This is a genomic window from Thalassolituus pacificus (assembly GCF_025318105.1).
Classification (GTDB): domain Bacteria; phylum Pseudomonadota; class Gammaproteobacteria; order Pseudomonadales; family Oceanobacteraceae; genus Venatoribacter; species Venatoribacter pacificus.
Map to the genome: position 1 here is coordinate 82,332 of NZ_JAOANI010000020.1, position 17,265 is coordinate 99,596.

18 protein-coding genes are annotated in these 17,265 nt (G+C 54.0%); 5 read left to right on the plus strand and 13 right to left on the minus strand.

The features are described 5' to 3' along the window. Positions 1-160: 160 nt before the first annotated feature. The 3 genes from NYR02_RS13380 to NYR02_RS13390 all read right to left on the minus strand — a co-directional run bounded on the left by NYR02_RS13380 (position 161) and on the right by NYR02_RS13390 (position 2,609). Positions 161-1,501 (minus strand): sensor histidine kinase, encoded by a 1,341-nt coding sequence (locus tag NYR02_RS13380; protein WP_260976868.1) that lies wholly within the window; start codon positions 1,499-1,501, stop codon positions 161-163. A gap of 39 nt (positions 1,502-1,540) precedes the next feature. Beyond that, positions 1,541-2,236, minus strand: coding sequence for a response regulator transcription factor (locus NYR02_RS13385; protein WP_260976869.1), 696 nt, complete (start codon positions 2,234-2,236; stop codon positions 1,541-1,543). Positions 2,237-2,333: 97 nt separating this feature from the next. Beyond that, positions 2,334-2,609, minus strand: a complete 276-nt coding sequence (locus NYR02_RS13390; protein ID WP_260976870.1) for a late competence development ComFB family protein — start codon at positions 2,607-2,609, stop codon at positions 2,334-2,336. A gap of 126 nt (positions 2,610-2,735) precedes the next feature. Here NYR02_RS13390 and NYR02_RS13395 point away from each other — a divergent pair, with 126 nt between their 5' ends. Continuing rightward, complete coding sequence (locus NYR02_RS13395) at positions 2,736-3,164, plus strand: CBS domain-containing protein (protein WP_260976871.1); 429 nt, start codon at positions 2,736-2,738, stop codon at positions 3,162-3,164. On the opposite strand, the gene NYR02_RS13400 is transcribed toward NYR02_RS13395, so the two are convergent. Next, positions 3,152-4,279, minus strand: a complete 1,128-nt coding sequence (locus NYR02_RS13400) for an HD domain-containing phosphohydrolase (RefSeq protein ID WP_260976872.1) — start codon at positions 4,277-4,279, stop codon at positions 3,152-3,154. The two genes, NYR02_RS13395 and NYR02_RS13400, sit on opposite strands and share 13 nt — an antisense overlap. A 145-nt stretch (positions 4,280-4,424) precedes the next feature. Here NYR02_RS13400 and NYR02_RS13405 point away from each other — a divergent pair, with 145 nt between their 5' ends. Next, positions 4,425-4,757 (plus strand): TraR/DksA family transcriptional regulator, encoded by a 333-nt coding sequence (locus NYR02_RS13405; RefSeq protein ID WP_260976873.1) that lies wholly within the window; start codon positions 4,425-4,427, stop codon positions 4,755-4,757. Here NYR02_RS13405 and NYR02_RS13410 read toward each other — a convergent pair. The 9 genes from NYR02_RS13410 to cydP all read right to left on the minus strand — a co-directional run bounded on the left by NYR02_RS13410 (position 4,754) and on the right by cydP (position 10,599). Further along, complete coding sequence (locus NYR02_RS13410; protein ID WP_225693558.1) at positions 4,754-5,596, minus strand: potassium channel family protein; 843 nt, start codon at positions 5,594-5,596, stop codon at positions 4,754-4,756. The genes NYR02_RS13405 and NYR02_RS13410 overlap by 4 nt on opposite strands. 132 nt (positions 5,597-5,728) lie before the next feature. Next, the gene (locus NYR02_RS13415) at positions 5,729-6,166 is read right to left on the minus strand and encodes an OsmC family protein (protein WP_260976874.1); all 438 of its coding nucleotides are present in this window, start codon (positions 6,164-6,166) and stop codon (positions 5,729-5,731) included. A gap of 1 nt (position 6,167) precedes the next feature. Next, positions 6,168-6,743, minus strand: coding sequence for a Tll0287-like domain-containing protein (locus NYR02_RS13420; protein ID WP_260976875.1), 576 nt, complete (start codon positions 6,741-6,743; stop codon positions 6,168-6,170). A gap of 9 nt (positions 6,744-6,752) precedes the next feature. Further along, positions 6,753-7,133, minus strand: a complete 381-nt coding sequence (locus tag NYR02_RS13425) for a rhodanese-like domain-containing protein (protein ID WP_260976876.1) — start codon at positions 7,131-7,133, stop codon at positions 6,753-6,755. 60 nt (positions 7,134-7,193) lie between these two features. After that, entirely contained in the window at positions 7,194-7,490 is a 297-nt protein-coding gene (locus NYR02_RS13430) for a cyd operon YbgE family protein (RefSeq protein ID WP_260976877.1), read from the minus strand. A 3-nt stretch (positions 7,491-7,493) separates the two neighbouring features. Then, positions 7,494-7,610 carry a cytochrome bd-I oxidase subunit CydX gene (cydX, locus tag NYR02_RS13435; protein WP_145466689.1) on the minus strand — a complete coding sequence of 39 codons (117 nt, stop codon included), beginning with the start codon at positions 7,608-7,610 and terminating at the stop codon, positions 7,494-7,496. 43 nt (positions 7,611-7,653) lie between these two features. Beyond that, positions 7,654-8,790 (minus strand): cytochrome d ubiquinol oxidase subunit II, encoded by a 1,137-nt coding sequence (cydB, locus tag NYR02_RS13440; RefSeq protein ID WP_260976878.1) that lies wholly within the window; start codon positions 8,788-8,790, stop codon positions 7,654-7,656. A 10-nt stretch (positions 8,791-8,800) separates the two neighbouring features. Beyond that, positions 8,801-10,405 carry a cytochrome ubiquinol oxidase subunit I gene (locus NYR02_RS13445; protein ID WP_260976879.1) on the minus strand — a complete coding sequence of 535 codons (1,605 nt, stop codon included), beginning with the start codon at positions 10,403-10,405 and terminating at the stop codon, positions 8,801-8,803. After that, on the minus strand, positions 10,402-10,599 hold the full coding sequence (gene cydP / locus NYR02_RS13450; protein WP_260976880.1) for a cytochrome oxidase putative small subunit CydP: 198 nt from the start codon (positions 10,597-10,599) through the stop codon (positions 10,402-10,404). The genes NYR02_RS13445 and cydP overlap by 4 nt, the downstream gene beginning before the upstream one ends. Before the next feature lie 322 nt (positions 10,600-10,921). Here cydP and NYR02_RS13455 point away from each other — a divergent pair, with 322 nt between their 5' ends. The 3 genes from NYR02_RS13455 (at position 10,922) to NYR02_RS13465 (ending at position 17,261) form a co-directional block, all read left to right on the plus strand. Continuing rightward, entirely contained in the window at positions 10,922-12,301 is a 1,380-nt protein-coding gene (locus tag NYR02_RS13455; protein WP_260976881.1) for a sigma-54 interaction domain-containing protein, read from the plus strand. 287 nt (positions 12,302-12,588) lie between these two features. Beyond that, a complete protein-coding gene (locus tag NYR02_RS13460) occupies positions 12,589-16,329 on the plus strand; it encodes a DUF1631 family protein (RefSeq protein ID WP_260976882.1) in 3,741 nt (1,246 codons plus the stop codon). Between the two features lie 98 nt (positions 16,330-16,427). After that, positions 16,428-17,261: a TRAP transporter TatT component family protein gene (locus tag NYR02_RS13465; protein ID WP_260976883.1), complete on the plus strand. Its 834-nt coding sequence runs from the start codon at positions 16,428-16,430 to the stop codon at positions 17,259-17,261. The last annotated feature ends 4 nt before the right edge of the window (positions 17,262-17,265 follow it).

Sequence of the window (17,265 nt, forward strand, 5' to 3'; positions counted from 1 at the left end):
TGTGAACATCCGGCCCGGCATGAACCGTCCAAACGCAGCAACATAACAATAAGCCCGATAACCTCACAGACAAACCCCGTAATAACAATCCATGGATTCTAACGGCAGCGGGCAGTCAATACACAGCCCTGCAGGCGTAAAAGAGACGTAAAGTGCCCGGTCAGTCATCTTCAGAGCTCTCTTGTGGTAGCTGAATAGTCACCACCAGCCCTCCTTGGGCGTGATTGCTCAGCTGCAAATTGCCACGATGATGACGAATGACCCGGTCAGCAATCGCCAGACCCAGGCCAAAACCGCGGTGGCCACTGCTCAGACTGTCAGGGCTGCGCTCCCGCGCCTGCTCGCTGCGCACAAAAGGCCGCAGCAAATCCGCCAATAAGTGCTCCGGCACCCCGGGACCATGATCGCGGATGCTGATACGTACCTGACCGCGGCGGCAGAGCAGATCAATATCCACCGAAGTACCACTGGCGGTATGCAGCAATGCGTTGCGGATAATATTTTCAAACGCCGAAGTCAGTAACCGCGCGTCACCCTGAACCCAAACAGCATCCATAGGCAGGTTCAGTTGCAGCACATTTTGTGGCCGTTCGAAACGGGCGTCAGCAACAACCTGTTGCAACAAGGCCGCGCAGTTAACCGATTGCCAATGGCTGTGATCCTGCACCGTTTCCAGCCGCGCCATGCCCAGCAGATCTTCAATCAGTTCATTCAGGCGCTGGGTCTCCAGCTCAATACGGTCGAGGTATTCCTCCTGCTCTGGCACGGCATCCAGGCGTGCCAGCTCAAGGGCAACGGCGGTGCGTGCGAGTGGCGAACGCAATTCGTGGGAGACATCGCGCAACAACTGGCGCTGGTCGGAAATCAGCCGTTGCAGACGCTCGGCCATCTGACCAAATTCACGCCCCAGCTCACCAATTTCGTCACGCCGCCGCAGTAATTTAGGTGCAATCCGCACCGGCCACTGGCCATCGGCAAAGGCCCGTACGCTGCGCTGCAAAGACAGCAACGGCCGCGCCATGTAGCGCGACAGCACAAATCCCCAGATAGCAAACAGCAGCAGCGATGCCAGAAATCCCCAACCGAGATAAGCCGGTAAGTTAAACACCGCCAGCGGGTGCAGAAACTCAACCACCAGCAGATAGACCCGGCCATCGTGACTCTGCAGCGGTGCCTTCACCAGAATTTCGGTTTGTCCGAGTGGATTAACCCGCGCCTGATAAGAGTCGGACGCAAAGGCGTATTCCAGAACATCGGCCGGCACATGGGGCAACAGGCTGATGCCCTGATCGTCAAAGACATAAGCATTCACACTGGGATGGCGCTCGAAGGTCAGCAACCATTCGAGCAACAAGGGTTCTCCGCCACGCTGCAGAATCAGCTCGGCCGCGGAGATATAACCGCCCGTAGGCGCAATCAGGTTAACGGAGTCGTTAGACCACTGGCGGTAATACATCGCCAGTAACAGGGTCACCAGCGTGGCCACTAGACTGGTGACCATAAAGGCGAGGTAGATCCGAATAAAGATGCCGCGCACGAATCAGGCCTGAGCCATATCCTGTTCCGGAGCGTACATGTAGCCAACGCCACGAATGGTACGGATACGGGCATCGCCGTTGCGGTTAGGTCCGAGCTTTTTACGCAGATTACTCAGATGCATGTCCAGACTGCGGTCAAACAGCGTCAGGGAGCGCTGCATGGATTGCTCCGCCAGGCGGTTTTTCTCCACCACTTTGCCCGCGTCGCGAGCCAGTACACTGAGAATATTGAACTCGGTGACGGTGAGTTCTATGGCTTCGTTGTTACGCAGCACCTGATGCTGGTCGAGATCGATCACCAGTTCATCCAGCTCAATATTGGCCGAGACAACCTCGGCGGAACGATTGCGCCGCAATACCGAACGCAGACGCGCAGACAGTTCACGGGGATTGCAGGGTTTCGGCAGGTAATCGTCAGCACCAATCTCCAGACCTTCAATACGGTCAATCTCATCACCTTTGGCGGTCAGCATGATAACCGGCAGATCACTGCGCTGGCGGATGCTGCGCAGAATTTCGAGGCCGTTACCTCCCGGCAGCATGATATCGAGAATAACCGCCTGGTATTTGCCGGTCAGTGCTTCGCTCAGTCCTTCGTCGGCGGTATGTACCGTCGTGACCTTAAACAACTCACGTTCGAGGTAACGGCGCAGCAATGCACACAGTTCCTGATCGTCATCAACCAATAACAAATTCATAAGTTCCCCCGGTTATGGGGCTCAGTGTCAGAGAAAAAGCGCTGTAGTTTCAAGCAGCTGAACCGTTTCTTTACATTATGTAAAGAAACGGACGTTATTATTCTTCACGCCGGTGCTCGGCAACGAAGGTAATGGCCTCGTCGACGGCCTTGATAACACTGTTATTGGTCTGCACCAATTCGTCCGGTGTCATGAAAAACGCCATATCCACTTCAAAGCGGATATAGCGTGGTGGCAGGCGATTCAGCGCAACACAGGCAATGTCTGCCATATGCTCAATGCTGACCTCCGGCGTCTGGCCATGCAGACGACGCAGAATCTCTTCCGCAACCAGCTGCTCATAGTAATTACGAATGTGATTATTGATGCTCATGCCACCCTCCTTTAAGTAGTCTCAGCATAGCACTCCGGCTATTTCCTGCTTTACTGATAAACAGAGTACAACCACTCCGGGATGGGCGCTAACGCCGTCAATCCGGACTTTCTACAGGAACATGATATGAAATTGGTCAGCGACCTGATGACCCGCGAACTGCTTACCCACTTACCTGACGATACCCTGCAGGATGCCGAACAAACCATGGGGCGCCATCAGATCCGTCATATTCCGGTGGTCGATGAAGAAGGGAAAATTTTTGGCCTGCTCAGCCAGAAAGAGTTTTTAACCGAAGCGTTCCGCATTACCGATAAATTCGGCGCGCATAACATGCAGACGTATCTGGCCAAGACAACCCTGCGCTCCTGCATAAACACTGACGTACAAACCATTCCGGCTGATATGCCACTGACCACCGCCGGGCAACAATTGCGTAACAGCCGCCAGGGCTGCTTGCTGGTCACCGACAGCGACAATCATCTGATTGGCCTGCTCAGTTCGAAAGATTTCGTCCGCCTGGCGATTGAATTACTGGAACGTCAGGACGGATAACGCCGCTGAATATCATCAATCTGTTGTGGATGCTGCAATACCGCATCCACACAAGCCTGGTCGAGTTCGTGCGCTACCGCCATTCTCTGTAGCTCAGCAAAGACGTTTTCCTGTGGCCACGCTTCTTTATAACTGCGTCGGTTCAGCAACGCATCGAGAATATCGGCAACAGCAATAATGCGCGCCTCCAGCGGAATATCATCCCCCTGTGCGCCCAGATAACCGCTGCCATTCAACTTTTCATGATGAAACTGAACGATATTACGCAACATTTCCGTATGCTCCATATCACCCAAAGAAAAGTGTGCCAGCGCCTGATCAACAATGTCGCGCCCCTCTTTTACATGCGTTTTCATGCGCTCAAATTCATCGCTGCTCAGAGGGCCGGCTTTGTGCAGAATACTGTCCGGAATCGTTATTTTGCCAATGTCATGCAGTGGCGCAAACAAAGCCAAGTATTCGATAAAGGCATCACTTAACTGCAGTGTTTTCTGCAGCGAACGGGCAATCATACGCGCATAAGCCGCCATGCGCCGTACATGCGCATCGGTTTCAACTGAACGCCGGCCGCTGACATCGGTGGCAAAATTTACCAGCGCCTGCATGCGGCGAACGGCATCCTGCTCACGCACCAACAGCTGAGCGATCAGGTGCGCCCAAAGATTGCAGTAGGCAATTTTCTGTTCAGAAAAATAATCGCGCTGTAATGAATTGAGAAACAGAAAACCCAGTAATTCTCCATCGTTAAACACCGGCATCGTCAGGCTGGCACGATACCCCTGTGATAACAGAGCCTCGGTATGAGCTGACCAGCGTGTATTGCGGAAGCAGCGCATATCATTCACCACACGCACCGCCGGTTTTTCGGCCAGTTCGCGCAATGACGGAACATCATCAAGACCGACGCTGTAACCCAGCAACGGTGAGGCATCGTCGCTTTCATAAATAAAGGTCGACAGCAGGCCGTCATCGTCGTTGTACAGCACCAGAGCAAAACGCTGAATGCCTTCATACTGCTCGCGTAACACGCGGTAAAGGCGTTCGATACGCTGCATAAAATGCATTTTATGACCCAAAGCCTGATAGGGATCGTTAAGAAACAGGGGTTCTTCCATGTCTGCTCTCGCCGCCATTCAACAGCCACAGTGTAGGCCAACTGGCCCGCGCCCGGCGGCAGAGAATGCTGCCTTCCTGATACACATCAAGGTGAAAAGCCAACCACTGGCCTAGCCTAAAGTAAAGCTAACAAAGGAAAGTGATATGGATACCAGCGCCGTCAGACAAGTCTTAACACAGCGTAAAGCCATGCTGGAAAACCGCGCCAGTAAGGTTGAGCGTGATGCCAGTCACCGCGATGAGCCACTGTCGGCGGATTTTGCCGAGCAGGCGGTCGAACGGGAAAATGATGATGTTCTGCACGCCATCGCCGGTGAATCTTTACACGAGATCACGATGATCAATCAGGCTCTGACACGTTTGGATGCAGGTATTTATGGCGAATGCAGCGAATGTGGAAATACCATCGACGAAAAACGCCTGCAGGCCGTTCCTTACACAACCCAATGTATCCAGTGCGCAGAACAGACTGATTAACGCTCGCCACCATCCAGGTCGCGTCCCTGTTCACGGCGTTGCTGCTCAGCTTCCAGGGCAATGGTCAGCAGCTGATCCAGTTTGGTTTCCAGCTGCTCCATACGGCTTTCCATTTTAGCCAGCCGGTCGGCATTCGCCGTTTCTTTGGCGATCAGATCCTCTTCTTCCTGCTGCATAAAGAACGCTGAGAAGCTGGCGGTCATCATCGAAAATAAGCCAATACCCATCAGAATCAGCACCGATCCGAATAAACGCCCGGCGGTGCTGCCCGGCACAATATCGCCATAACCGACCGTCGTCACCGTCACCCAGGCCCACCAGATACCATCCATCGGTGTCTGCACATTGGGATCAATCACAGCCATTAAGGTGCCGGCCATAATGATGATGATAAAACTCACCATCAGCGTTGGCCCCAGATGATTTCTTCCCATAATTTTCTGGAACGAGCCGGACATATTCATCAACATGGTGAACATCGCCAACAGTCGCAATGCGCGTAATCCACCGGCGTGAGGAAAGGCCTGCCAGAGCAACGGCATACCGGCAATCACAATCACCAGATTGCTCCAGTTATTACGTAAGTAGCGCGCTTTATCGTCGACCACGGCGGTCAGCACCAGCGTTTCCAGCAGGAAAAACGTCCACAGAAACCAGTCGGTAATGTAGGTGTATGGCAGTGGGCCATCGGCGCGGGCTTCGAGATACCACTCGAACACAATCCAGAAGGCGATAAGAATCATCGGCCATTCAAACATGCGGCCGATGCGCCGGGCGCGGGCATTTTCGTTGTTATCAACGCCGGAAAGGCCGACCATTTTAGAAAAAGAGAGAATCATCAAAGCTCAGTTCAGCACCGTCGGGTAAGCCGCTTTATAAAAACGGGTTACGTAAAAGAGTAGCCGAATCTTAACGCTAAAACGCGACGCAGATCATCCGGCAAGGAAAAACCGGCGCCTTACCATCCGTATTCAGAACTGCGGATTAACCTGAACGTCGCTGGTGGTGGAATTGGCAATAAAACAATGCTGATGCGCTTTATCATGCATCGCCAGCACCGCCGCCTCATCCGGTTGCTTATCGCCGCCGAATACCGCTTTCGGATTCAGGCGGATACACGACACCCAGAATTTACCATCTTCGCGCTGTGCCATTTCTGCCACCGCCGAATCTTCATACGACAATACCTGCAGGCGCTTTTTAGCCGCTAAGGCGAGAAAGGTCTGCATATGACAGCTGGCCATCGCCGCCGCCAGCATCTGTTCGGGGTCCGCGCCAAAATCATTACCCGCGCCGCCAGCAGCCAGACTGACCTGCGGTAAAAACTGAATATTGTGGCGGCGTTCAAACCCCTCATGGGAAAACTCACCCTGTTTTTCCCAGCGAATATCAATCCGGTGTTCTGACACGTTATTGCTCCAGTGTTTTACGTAATGTGAAAGCGCCGCGCAGATCACCCACGTTAAATCCGCGCGCCTGATCGGCAGGATACAACTCGTCCAGCTTGGCGGTTACCGATGGTGCCAGCTGCGCGCCGTGACACGTCAGGCACAGCGGTGCGGTCGGAATGGCTTTCATATAGCGAAATTCGCCATCCGCAAGGGTCGTGGCTTCGATGCTCATCGGGTCTTCACCGGCCTGCAGCCGCTGTGCAAAATCTTCCAGCGTTTGCTGTTCCCAGGCGTCGGCAACATTGTCCGGGTTACGGATTTTTGTTGAGGTGCGCGCCACCTGCCAGCCATTCTGGCTCAGCCCGGCGGCAATGACCGGGGCTTCGGTATTGCACAAATGAATCGCTGCATCCGGGCCACTCGACTGAATCCCCTGTTTCAGGGTTTTCTGCAGCGCCTGAGCAAAGGCTTTGGTCTGCATCCGCGCTTCCTGCGTCAGTTGTGCTTCGTTTGTCGCAGGCGTGTTTTGAGCCAACGCCAACGGCGTCAGACTGAGCATGGCAGTGAGCACCAGACTGCGTTTTAACATTTCCATAGCAACTCCTCAGCGATACACGCTTGGGTCAACTTCAACTTTGTGTACTGTGCCGCTCCAGCCGTCAAAGCCGCCCACCAGCATTTTGACCTGTTCAAAGCCCATACGCTTCAACGTATAAGCCGCCAGCGTGCTGCGTCCGCCATTTTTGCAGTAGAGCAGAATATCGGCCTGCGGGTTGGTTAATGCCGGGTGATCACCCACGCGAAATTCCAGTACGCCACGCGGTACATTAACCGCACCGGGCAAGTGGCCCATATCGAACTCCGCCGGTTCACGCACATCCAGCACCACCGCGCCTTGTGCCAACAATGCTTCAGCGGCGGCGGCATCCACCGGATTAACAGCGGTGCGTGCTTCAGCCAATAAATCGTCTTTGCTTAATGCCATGTCAGTTCTCCTTTCGCATTTCCGAATAAGCATACAGGAATGTATTAGTACTGACAGCTGTCAGGCAATCCACCACCAGCCACAGACCAGCATCAGTGGCCAGCCAACATAAGGGCTGAACAGCAGCCGCCAGATTTTCATTTCCGGTACATAGCCCACACCATGCACAAAACCGGCACTGATCCCCCATAAACACAGAGACAGCAGGCCATGATCAATATTCATGGTTTCACTGGCCACCACATGCGGCACCGCCAGCAATAATCCCGATAAGCCCAGCGCCGCCAGTAATGACAGCGCCCGCGCCCAGCCCGCATACAGCGGGCCGTAAGTTTTATAATCCACCGGTGCGTTCATGACTTACTCTTTCAGATCCGCGTCGCGATCAAAATTTTCATTCATTTCCAGCCACATGGCGTTAATCAGACCAAAGGAACAGGCCAGCAACACCCCTAAAATCCAGGCGAAATACCACATAAATAATCTCCTTTGTGGCCGCGCTGCGGCCACTCATTCTGTATCAGTAAGTGCTGTATTTATTGTCTTCGATAAAGGCGGTGGTTAAACGTCCGCGCATTTTGTAATAACCCCAGGTGGTATACAGCAGAATAATGGGCACAAAAATCATCGCCACCCAGAACATAATGCCGAGGGTTTTATGACTGGACACCACATCCCAAACGGTCAGGCTGTACGCCGGATTAAGGCTCGACGGCATAATAAACGGGAACAAACTGAAACCGGCGGTACAGATAATACCGGTTACCGCCAACGAGCTGCCGATAAAGGCCAGCGCGCCACGGTTAGCCGCGGACATCAGCACAGTAATTAACAGTCCGGCGAAAGCGACAACCGGCGCGCTGATCATGACCGGATAGCGCGAATAATTTTCCAGCCAGCCGCCGGCGGCAACGTCTACGGTTTTATCCAGCGGTGTCATTGCTGCAGCGGTATTAATCGTGCTGGTAATCACCAGACCATCAATACCCACATAAATCCACACACCCGCCAGAGCAAACAGCACGGCTACGATAATCGCCAGCAGAACGGAAATTTTCCGCGCCCGTTCATGCAGGTCACCGTCGGTTCGCATCTGCAGATAGGTTGCACCATGCATGGCCAGCATCCCCAGACTCACCAGACCGGCCACCAGCGCAAACGGATTCAGCAGCGCCCAGAACGAACCGGTATAAGTGGAGCGCATAAACTCATCCAGGGTAAACGGCACACCGAGGAATAAATTACCGAAGGCCACACCAAATACCAACGCCGGTACGGCACCACCGATGGTCAGACCCCAGTCCCAGGCACTGCGCCAGCGCGGATCTTCCATTTTCGAGCGGTATTCAAATCCAACCGGACGGAAAAACATGGCGAATAACACCAGCAGCAACGCCCAGTAAAAGCCCGAAAACGCCACCGCATACACCACCGGCCAGGCCGCAAACAGGGCACCACCGGCGGTAATAAACCACACCTGGTTACCATCCCAGTGCGGACCAATGGTGTTCAGCATCACGCGGCGCTCACTGTCGGTTTTACCGATGACGCGCAGTAAGGCACCAACGCCCATATCAAAGCCGTCGGTCACGGCAAAGCCGATCAGCAGCACGCCGATCAGTACCCACCATGTTAACTTCAGGGTTTCGTAATCCATGCTCTGCTCCTTATGCCTGATCTTTTACGGCTTGCTGAGGCTGGGCAATGGCCGCGCCTCCGCCATGATTCTGTTCAAAGTGATAGCGGCCGGTATGCAGACTGGATGGCCCCATGCGTGAAAAGCGGATCATCAGGTACATCTCGACAATCAACAGCAGCGTATACAGACCAATAAAACCAGCCAGACTCATGTACAGATCTTCTACCGAACGGGTTGATACCGATAAATGCGTTGGTAACACTTCGGCAATCGACCATGGCTGACGGCCAAATTCTGCAACAAACCAACCGACTTCACAGGCAATCCAGGGCGCTGGCAGAGAAATAATCAGCGCCTTTAACAACCAGGTTTTGGTTTCTACGTTATGTTGCGTGCTGTAATAGAACGACAGCGAAATCAGGATAAACATCAGGAAGCCAAGGCCGACCATCAAACGGAATGCCCAGAACATCGGCGCCACTTTCGGAATGGTATCCTGTGCGGCCTGCTTAATTTGTTCTTCGGTCGCATCGACCACGTTGTTGGTGTATTTCTTCAACAACAGGCCATAACCAAGATCGTCTTTTAATGCATCAAAAGCGGCGATGGTCGGATCTGATTTATCACCACGACGCATTTTTTCCAGCAAGGCATAAGCTTCAATACCACGACGAATACGCAGCTCGTGTTCTTTCAGAAGATCTTTAATACCAACGATTTCTTCATCCACTGAACGGGTAGCAATTAACCCCAGAGCGCCAGGAATTTTAACTGCGTAATCGGTTTCCATGGTTTCCTGATTCGGGAAGCCAATCAGAGTGAAATCTGCCGGTGGCTCCTGGGTATGCCATTCTGCTTCTATCGCCGCCAGTTTGGTTTTCTGTACATCGCCAATTTCATAACCCGATTCATCACCCAGAATAATAACGCTGATAATCGAGGCAAAACCAAAGCTTGCAGCAATGGCAAACGAGCGGCGGGCAAACGGCAGGTCGCGTTTTTTCAGCATGTAATAAGCAGAAATAGCCAGCACGAACATGGCACCGGTAACGTAGCCGGCTGATACGGTATGAACAAACTTAACCTGCGCGACCGGGTTAAAAATCACCTCGGCGAAATTGGTCATTTCCATGCGCATGGTTTCATAATTAAATTCTGCACCCACCGGGTTTTGCATCCAGCCGTTAGCAATCAGAATCCACAGTGCCGACATGTTAGAGCCAATGGCCACCAGCCAGGTCACCATTAAATGCTGCACACGGGTCAGGCGGTCCCAGCCAAAAAAGAACAGACCGATAAACGTCGACTCAAGGAAGAAAGCCATCAGTCCTTCAATCGCCAGCGGTGCACCGAAAATATCCCCCACATAGTGTGAGTAATAAGCCCAGTTAGTACCGAACTGAAATTCCATGGTCAGGCCGGTAGTAACGCCCAGCGCGAAGTTAATACCGAACAACTTGCCCCAGAACTTGACCATATCCTGATAGACCTGCTTACCGGTCATGACATAGGCAGACTCCATAATCGCCAGGATAAACGACAGTCCCAGCGTTAATGGCACGAACAAAAAGTGATAAAGCGCGGTGATAGCAAACTGCAGCCGCGATAAATCGACGAGACTCTCACTGATCATTGCTGATCCTCCGATTGCGAGGGGGTAGTAGTTGAAAAACCAAATTGTTGCGAAACAGCATCCTGCGGATTGGTCATGTCCACAGGTTCAGAAAACCAGATAATTTTGATGGCAAAGATCAGCATCAGCTTGATCACCAGTACGACCATCAGCTCACGCACCAGAGGCACAGAAAACAGGGATTTTTTTGCCATAAACACTCTCTTGCATGAGGTACTCATTTGTCGCCGGGCAGCGCGTACAATCCACCAAAGCGAACCCGCAGCACAGGAAAAGGCGGCGGCTAAATAACAGCATCAGCATAGAGCAATATTGCAATGACAACACTGCGATGCTTTGTCGCAGGGCGATGACGATGGACGCTTTATGCCTGGCGGCACAGAACAGAGCAAAGAGCAGGCCAACCCGGACAAAGCCATATAATGGCCGTCGGCAGACAATAATCCGCAGGTTATGCTTTACAAACCCCTGACACACTGCCAGATTTGTCAGACGCTATGTCACAGACGTCATACTATGTTCAGTCATCCGCATTATCGTTCTTTGCCTGCCATTGCCTCACTGCTGGAGGCGATCGCTGCACCGGCTGTCCTGCTCAGTCCTGATTATGAAATCTGCGCCGCCAATGAAGCCTATCGTCATACCTTTGCCGGCAGTGATAATGACCAGGTCGTCGGGCGTCACTGTTACGAAGTGTCCCATGGCTATAAAGTCCCCTGCGATCAGGCCGGAGAAACCTGCCCGCTGCGCCAGTGCTTTGAAAGCGGCCAGCGCCAGCGCATTCTGCATATTCATAATACTGCCCGCGGGCGCGAGCACGTGGATGTTGAGATCAGCCCGATACGCGACGAAGAGGGCGAGATCCGTTTCTTCGTCGAGATCATGAACCCGGTACAACACGGGGATTGTCCATTCGAGCAGCAAATGGTCGGTTACAGTCCGGCTTATACACAGATGCTGGAATTACTCAGCCGCGCGGCGGCCAGCGATATCAGCGTCCTGTTGCTGGGCGAGTCCGGCACCGGCAAAGAACTGGCCGCACAATATCTGCACGGCCACAGCCCGCGACGAAACAACCCTTTTGTTACCGTAGAATGCTCAGGATTGACGGAAAGCCTGTTTGAAAGCGAGCTGTTCGGCCACGAAAAAGGCGCCTTTACCGGCGCCACTCACCGCAAACCGGGATTGATCGAAGCGGCCCGGGGCGGCACGCTGTTTCTCGATGAAATTGGTGATATTCCCATGCCAATGCAGGTTAAGCTGCTGCGCCTGATTGAATCCGGCAGCTATCGTCCGGTTGGCAGCATTACCCCCAAACAAGCTGATTTCCGCCTGATCTGCGCCACTCACCGGCAACTCGGAGATCTGGTTGCCGCCGGTACCTTCCGCCAGGATCTGTACTACCGCATCAGTCCGTTCCCGGTGCTGCTGCCCTCTCTGCGAGAACGGCCGGAAGACATTATTCCACTCGCCACTCACCTGCTGCAGCAACTCAGCCAGCATCGCGTACTGCAATTATCCGAAGACGCCTGCGACTGGCTTATTCTGCAGCCGTTCCCCGGTAATATCCGCGAACTGCGTAATCGCATCGAGCGCGCCATTCTGCTGTGTGACGGCTCGCAGATCGAACCCGAACACCTGCACCTGGATCTGCATCAGTTCAGTCAGCATCAGGGAGCACACGCCAATCACACGCCATCCGCATTCATTGCTCACGATGGTTTGCCTGAGATCATGCCGCTGGACCAACTCGAAAATGCCTACCTGACTCAACTTGCAGCGCGGCATGTCGGTGACAATGCCAACCTGGCCTACAAGCTCGGCATCAGCGAACGCACGCTGTACCGCAAACTGAAACAGGCACGGGCAGAAAACAGCAGCAATATGGACAAATAAGTGAACATCCGCCGCCGCGCCTTACACTTTGGCCGTAATAACAGTAGGCGCGGCAGGCGTTTTAGATAAGAATATACGCTTATAGATATATTCGCGTTTCCTGCCAATTGCCAAAAAACACCACTCCCCTGCCGCACCGGCGACAGTGAACGGTGTGTGCGTGCCCGGCACAAGGCGAGTACGAAACTGCAGCACAGTACGGGAAGGGATCAGAGAGCGGACTATACTCACAGTCCGGGCTCCAAAACCGCGTGTAGCAAGGGTTACACCGCATTAACGGATGACTTATGGCTGTCGAACTGAGAGAACACCCACGCTTTTCCACCTACGTTAACGCCCGCTTATTATTGACCGATGGCACAGCGCTTGATTGTCAGGTACTGGATTATTCGCAAAGCGGAATGCATCTGCTTTGGCCTCACGGTAAGCCAGAGAATAGCGCTGGCATCCTGACGCTGGAGCTGGCGCTTGATACACAAAAAATCGATGTCAAAGTAGAATGGGTGTTCTGCAACGAGCAGCACGCCGGTGTGCATCTGCATAAAGCCGATGATCGTCTGTTTCTGCGTCTGCAGGAATTTAATCAGAACCATCGCAACGTAAAAAAGATCAACCCTGAACAGCGCAAAAAATATCTCGAGCTGTTCCGTCAGGAAGCCAATTCACTGATCGACCGCCTGCCTAAACTCTGGCTGCCGGAATTTCTTGAAGGCACGTTCACCAAAGCCAATATGGCGCGCAACACCGCCGAGCAGCAACAATGGCTGCGTCTGGAAAAACAATCCAAAGAAAAAGCCGCAGCACTGCATCAGCGTTTCAGCCAGAATCTGATGCGCCAGCTCGAATTGTGGTTTGAAGGCAAACCGGAATATGTCGCCGAGAATCAGCAGGCCAGCGGCGATATGCGCCTGTCGCTGGTACAACAGGCTGAATTTGAAGATTGGCTGCTGGCCAAGGTTACCTCATCGCATCTGCAGTCACGTCTGGCACACATGACGTTTGAACTGCGCCAGCTGCTCGACACACTGTCCGACGCCAGCATTGAAAACTGCTTCAACCCGATAGGGCCCGGCACCATTACCGAAGCCTTCCGTGACAGTCTGGAAAAACTGCAATTGCCGCAGGAAGCACGTGCACTGGCCTTTGAAACCTTTGAGCAAATCGCTGGCGGCAATCTGCAGACCACGTATCAGAACCTGGTCAAACAGATCGATATCCCGCTCACCTTCCGTTACCGCAAACCCGCGGCGGAAAAGCAGGACAGCCGTAACGGTTATAATCAGACTAACGGCGGCGCTAATGGCAACAACGACGCCTCCGGCAATACGATGCCTGCGGGTAATGGCTCACAGACAGGCACCAACCATCATGCCAGCACCGCGATGCGCAACGCTCAACCGGCGCACTACAACGAACAAACCCTGCAGAACTTTCAGCGTCACCAGGAAGAGGCGCGCCAGGCCTACTCCAATATTCAGAATTTACTGCAACTGCGCTACCAGCGCTTCGAACAAGCAACCCTCGCTCAGGACACCCTGCCCGCCGCCGAGCCGGAGCTGATCAGTGATGTCGTCAGCCACGTTGCCCAGCAACAGAGTCTGGCTCAGGGTCATGTGCGTGAGCATGTGGAGAAAGTTCTGGCGGAAAAAGACGTCAGCCTGCCTGCAGAATCCCGCGATGCCATCGATACACTGGAACACGTCACCCAACACCTGCTGTCCAGCGATCAGGTAGCCGACTTCATTAAACCGTTCATTGAGCGTCTGGGCTGGCCTTTGCTGCAGCTGATGCTGAAAGATGCCAGCCTGCTGTTCAACCCCGACCACCCCGGTCGTCAGGTTCTGAATCAGCTGGCCAAGCTGGGACAACTGACCACCAGCGGTGAAGCTCAGGTCGCCAGTCGCCTGCAGGGCATGATCGACCCGGTCGTGCATAACATCAGCACCGATGAGAACTCACTCGACGAACTGCTCGAGAGCCTGCAGGGACTGGTCACGGGCGCAGAACGCAAAGCCAAGCAGAACGCTGAGCGTGTGGCTCAGGCCGCCGAAGGTGAGCATAAGCTGCAGAAAGTCCGCCGCCAGATCGAACACCTGGTCGGCAAAGACAGCTCTGACAGAACCCTGCCTTCCTGTGTGGTCGAGTGGCTGCAACAGGGCTGGCAACAAATGCTGTCCCTGCTGTTGCTGCGCGAAGGCCCGGACAGCAAACGCTTCAAAGGTGCGGTAAAGCTCTATCGTCAGGTATTGGCGCTGTTTAATCCGGACAACAGCGGACGACGTGAGTTATTGCAGCGTTTTCAGCCAATGATGGAGCTCGCCCGCGCGGAGCTGGACCGCCTGAACGGCAGTCTGCCGGAGCATCAGCGCTGGTATGACGAAATCATGGCCGCGGCGGAAAGCCATCTGAATCAGGGTGAAATTCGCGAAGCCATCGATCTGCCAACCTTCGTCGCCAAACCCGCCGAAGTGGTGCCGGAAGGTCGTGGCATGCGCCGCGCCATGAATCTGCAGGTGGGTGACTGGTTGTTGCTGGTCGAACAGGATCAGTCTGCTTCCGTGGTCTGGATCGCTCAGGACGCCTCCAAGTTTGCCTGTGTGAATCACAGCGGCATGAAGGTCATCGACTTTACCCTGGCCGAACTGGCCCGGGCCTTTGACGAAGGCCGGGTTAAACGGATGTACGAACAGGATGAATCGGCCGTCGATCAGGGCGTCGATAAACTGGTACAACAGATCTACCGCGACCTTTCCGAGCAGGCCAACATCGATGCCCTGACCGGCCTGACCAATCGTCAGCACTTCCTGCGCCAACTGCAGGAGCGCTTCCAGGCCAGTCTGCGCAACCCGGCGCCCTGTACCCTCGCGATGATCGATATTGACCAATTCAAATTGATCAATAAAAACTATGGCGTGGATGGCGGCGATGCCTGCCTGCAGGCGGTGGCAATCATGCTGGAAGACCAGTGTCACGATGCTTTGTGCGCGCGCATCGGCAGTAATGAATTTGCCGTGTTACTGAATCATGCCGACATGGAACAAGCCGAAGCCAGTGCCAAACTGCTGAAGAAAACCATTGAAGGCGCGGCCATCAGCAGCGCTGAGGACAGCTTCCATATTCATATCAGCGTCGGACTGGCGGCCATGAATGCCGATATCACCGACGCTTCAGATCTGGTTGAGCAAGCCGAATCCGCCTGTTTAATCGCGAAAGAAAAAGGCGGTTCACGCATCGTTCAGTACGAGTTCGATGATGCCGGCCGCCTGCGCCACGATGAATTTATGGCCTGGGGCAATAAGCTCAATCAGGCACTGGCCAACAATCAGCTGCAGGTGCTGTGCGTGCCGATTACCGCAATCCAGGAGCGGCATAAAGGTACGCGCCAGTATGAAATCATCATCAGTATCCAGGATAAAAATGGCGCTCAGATTCCGCCGATGGAATATCTGCAGGCCGCCGAAAACTACAATCGCATGTATATGCTGGATCGCTGGACACTGGAGCAGTTAGTGCAATGGATGCATGACCACCCCACCGCTGCGCAAAGCATCAACCGCTTTGTACTGCGCCTGTCGGGCCACGCCATCAACGATGAAAGCCTGCTGGCCTACATTTTTGAGCAAGCACGGGAAAAAGATGTTCCGGTGAAGAAACTCTGTTTTGAGCTGAACGAGACATCGGCCATCCGCAATCTGGAAGATGCCGCCGACTTTATGCATGAAATGCGCAGCCTCGGCTGCCAGTTTGTGCTGTCCGATTTCGGTACCGGTCAGTCGTCCTTTGAATACCTCAAAGCCCTGCCGGTGGACTACGTTAAGATCGACCACAGCTTTATCGACGGGCTTCACACCAGTTCCGCCGACTACGCGCTGGTGAAATCCATTCAGGAAATCACACACTTTATGGCCAAGAAAACCATTGCCGAATACAGCGCGAACAATAACGTCTGGGAAATTCTGCGTTCCATTGGTATCGACTTTGTCGTCGGCGCACCGGCGGAATATCAGGCGCTTGAGAAGCTTGGCTGACGCGTCTCAGGCCGATGGCCTGAGCAGGTAATGAAACCGCAAGGATAACCAGTGTACAATCCGCGCTCCATAAAGCAGCGCTCTGGTTCTGAAGCGGTATGAAAACGATTGTCAGTCTTATGTTATTCGGGTTGCTCAGTGCCTGTTCAGTGAGCAACCTGCCCGGCAACCTGTCGCGCTCGATGATGAATCAGGATGATCCTGCCATCGTCGCCGCCGGTGCCCCGGCCTACCTGTTACTCCTCGATGCCTTAATTCTTACCTATCCCGATAACGAAGATTTCCTGCTCGCCGGCTCACGCCTGTACGGCGCTTATGCCGGCGTTTTTGCGCAGGATCCGGACCAGGCCAAGCGCATGGCCGATAAAGCCATCGGTTATGCCCGCCGGGCGTTATGCGAATACGATGAAGATGCCTGTATCTTAATCGATGGCCCGCAGGATCAGATCCTGCCCGGCCTGCAGGAAGATTACGATGCCGACGATATCGCCGTGTTCTACGCCATGGCCGCCGCCTGGGCCGGCTGGATTCAGGCCAACAGCGATGACTGGAATGCCATCGCTCAGCTCGGCAAGGTCAAAATCCTGATGCAATGGGTAGCCACCCAGGACCCGGGATATGACCACGCCACCGTGCAGGTGTACCTCGGCGTGCTGGAAACCCAGTTACCGCCGTCACTGGGCGGTAAGCCGGAACTGGGGCGGGAATATTTCGAACGCGCCATCAGCATGACCCAGGGCGAAAACCTGATGGCCAAAGTGCTGTATGCCAAACAATACGCCCGCCTGATGTTTGAACAGGCATTGCACGACCGCTTATTACAGGAAGCTCTGGACGCCGATCCACACAGCGAGGGGCTTACCCTGATTAACCGCCTGGCCCAGCGTCAGGCAGCCGTTCTGTTAGCCGAATCCCCAGACTATTTTGAGTGAGATC